General features: G+C 37.2%; 4 protein-coding genes and 1 pseudogene. 3 read left to right on the top strand and 2 right to left on the bottom strand.

What is annotated here, in order from left to right:
• Positions 1–44: 44 nt before the first annotated feature.
• Positions 45–704: a hypothetical protein gene (locus tag D5018_RS21950; protein ID WP_207819201.1), complete on the bottom strand. Its 660-nt coding sequence runs from the start codon at positions 702–704 to the stop codon at positions 45–47.
• A 131-nt stretch (positions 705–835) separates the two neighbouring features.
• On the opposite strand from D5018_RS21950, the gene D5018_RS03455 reads away from it, so the two are divergent.
• The 3 genes and pseudogenes from D5018_RS03455 to D5018_RS22080 all read left to right on the top strand — a co-directional run.
• Positions 836–1,096, top strand: a complete 261-nt coding sequence (locus D5018_RS03455) for a type II toxin-antitoxin system ParD family antitoxin (protein WP_121837590.1) — start codon at positions 836–838, stop codon at positions 1,094–1,096.
• A gap of 3 nt (positions 1,097–1,099) precedes the next feature.
• On the top strand, positions 1,100–1,414 hold the full coding sequence (locus D5018_RS03450) for a type II toxin-antitoxin system RelE/ParE family toxin (RefSeq protein ID WP_121837589.1): 315 nt from the start codon (positions 1,100–1,102) through the stop codon (positions 1,412–1,414).
• Positions 1,415–1,825: 411 nt separating this feature from the next.
• Positions 1,826–2,002 (top strand): annotated as a pseudogene (locus D5018_RS22080) (Arm DNA-binding domain-containing protein); the annotation flags it as partial.
• Positions 2,003–2,085: 83 nt separating this feature from the next.
• Here D5018_RS22080 and D5018_RS21945 read toward each other — a convergent pair.
• Positions 2,086–2,481: hypothetical protein (locus D5018_RS21945; RefSeq protein ID WP_207819199.1), on the bottom strand; the 396-nt coding region annotated here is incomplete at its 5' end.

Raw genomic sequence — 2,481 nt, 5'->3', positions numbered from 1 at the left:
AGGTCGTTAAGGTCGAGTGGTGATCTCGAAAAATATTGGGAATATCACAAAAAGCAATCCAAACAGAGGTTATACGGATGTTGATAACTGTGTCGATTTAAAAGACCCACACCCAAATCAATTAAACTTGTAGCGACTTCCAATAGCTTAATCGTTGAAGCATTTTTTACTGCCTCGTGTACAAATAAAGCCTCTAGTAATTTCCCTTTAATCGAAAGTGGTAGCTTCAGTTTGAAAGTGGATCTAGGCTCCTGAACAGGCAATGCCAGAGCCGCTTGTGGCATTGTGTCTTCTGCAACTTGTTCTTCGGGTTGTTCTCTTTGGTCATTAGGTTCGCTTGCAACAAGTTCTACCGTTTGTTCTCTTTGATAACTAGATTCACTTGCAGTTTGTGAACGGACGGCATCTCTAATTAAGTCATTGCAGTAGCCTGATGCGCCAATTAAATCAGGGAATAGGCTAGCATGATGAATGTTCATTTTGCGTAATTTTCGTAAACATAACTCCCTAGCTGTTAATTCGTTAGGGATATGTATACGGCAGATATATTTTGCGACTTCAGAGGTGTCATCAATATCAACACCACTTTCATCGAGGTATTTAAATAATGTTGATTCAAGAGTTTCACCATAAGGGGCAATACTGAAGAGTCCTGCCTGATTCACTAAGCGACCGTGATCATCAATTGAAGGCTCAACAATCATTAGTGATTCACCGATTTGTGGTGGCTCATTCTGATCTGCAAGGTCTTCAGTTTTATATAAGTTCTACAAAGATTGACAAAGTTTGTATTCAGATCTAGATTGCTATCAATAGAGTTTAATAGGAAAAGACAATGCACGTTTCTCTTACACCAGAGCTTGAAGCAAGAGTGAAGTCAAAAGTGGAGAGCGGACTTTACAACAATGCTAGTGAAGTTATCCGTGAAGCAATTCGCTTTATGGAATTGCACGAGGACTGGATCAACGAAATGAAATTGGCAAAGCTTCGAGAGCAACTTCAAGTTGGTATTGATGCTTTTGAGCAGGGAAAAGGAACGAAAGTCAGCTCAAGGAAGGAGCTTGATGATTTCTTTGAAGACATCATGAGTGATTAATGTATGACAAAGTTTTCAATATTCTTTACTGAACCTTCCAAGGCCGATTTTAGAGAAATCTATGATTATGGCTCTCATCATTGGGGAAAACCGAAAGCTCGGTTGTTCCTAAGTGAAATGAAAGAGCATATAGATATTTTATTAGAGCAACCGTACATTGGAGTGGAGCGCTCTCGTTTACAAACAGGCATGCGATGTTTGCCGTTTAAGAGCTACCTGATTTATTACTTCATCAAAAAAGAGACCATTGCTATTGCTCGTGTGTTGCATATGAGACAAGATGTGATGTCTAACTTTTTATCAGATCAATCCCTATAGCTTTTAGAACTAAGATATTCTAATTATTCAATTAACAGATGTGCATCACAATGTGCATCAAGTCCAACTTTACGAAAAATTATTCCTTTATTTTCAGGTGAATACAGATCAAAGCTACTAATCGTGCCACAATAAAGTTGGCTGTTCGCTGTTGTTCATGTGTGTCCTTTATTGTTGGCTGTAAATTTTAACTTATTGTTTGGTAACGGTTTGATGTTTTATAGCGTTCTATGTTGTTCGAGTTTGTTTGGCTAGTAACGTTAATAAATGTGCATCAAATTGTGCATCAAAAAAGTGTAAAATGTGCATCAAAGATATAAAGGCTTAGAGGTACATTTTATGGCTCTTACAGACAGTAAACTGAGAAATATCAAGTCACCATATACAGGAAAAACATAACTTGCAGATCGTGATGGTTTAACAGTAAAAATATCGCCCAAGGCTTTAATCACGTTTAATTATCGCTTTAGATGGCAAGCTAAGCAACAGAGAATTAAAATCGGCTGTTATCCGCACATAAAACTAGCAGAAACGAGAGCAAAAGCTTCGGATTTTCGCAAAACATTGGAAGAAGGCCGTGATCCCTGAATACACCAATCTCGATATAAAGAAACCCGTTTACTTGGCGATATTTACAAAGGCTTAATTTTCAATTTTCGACCTGCTAGTGTTCAGCGTTTGCATATTGTGACCAGTGAATCAGAAGTATATTTTGAATTTTCAGATATCAATACACGATACAAGTCTCCAAGTGAGTTACTTAAATATTGTTGCAACTGCTCTAAATTACAATTTGTTTTTTCTTTATGGCGTATTCCTTGTGACGTTATTCCATACACCGCGAAGAAACCTAATTCAGGGTATAGCTGAACTGGGAAATAGAAAAAATCAGAAACGGTAGTGATAAAAACTCCGCCTTCTTTCATACTTGAACAAATTCTGTAAAGAAAGAATAACGAACAGAGAGCTGCCGTTTTTGGGTCTTTGAATGTTTCAGTATTGCGTTTAAAAATGAATTGTATCGATTTTGTCGCCACAATACACTTTGTATTTTTGTATAAGGTAAA

Origin of the sequence: Parashewanella curva (assembly GCF_003675895.1) — a bacterium.
GTDB lineage: Bacteria > Pseudomonadota > Gammaproteobacteria > Enterobacterales > Shewanellaceae > Parashewanella > Parashewanella curva.
The sequence above is the reverse complement of the archived record's forward strand: the minus strand, read 5'-3'. Positions and strand labels throughout refer to the sequence as shown.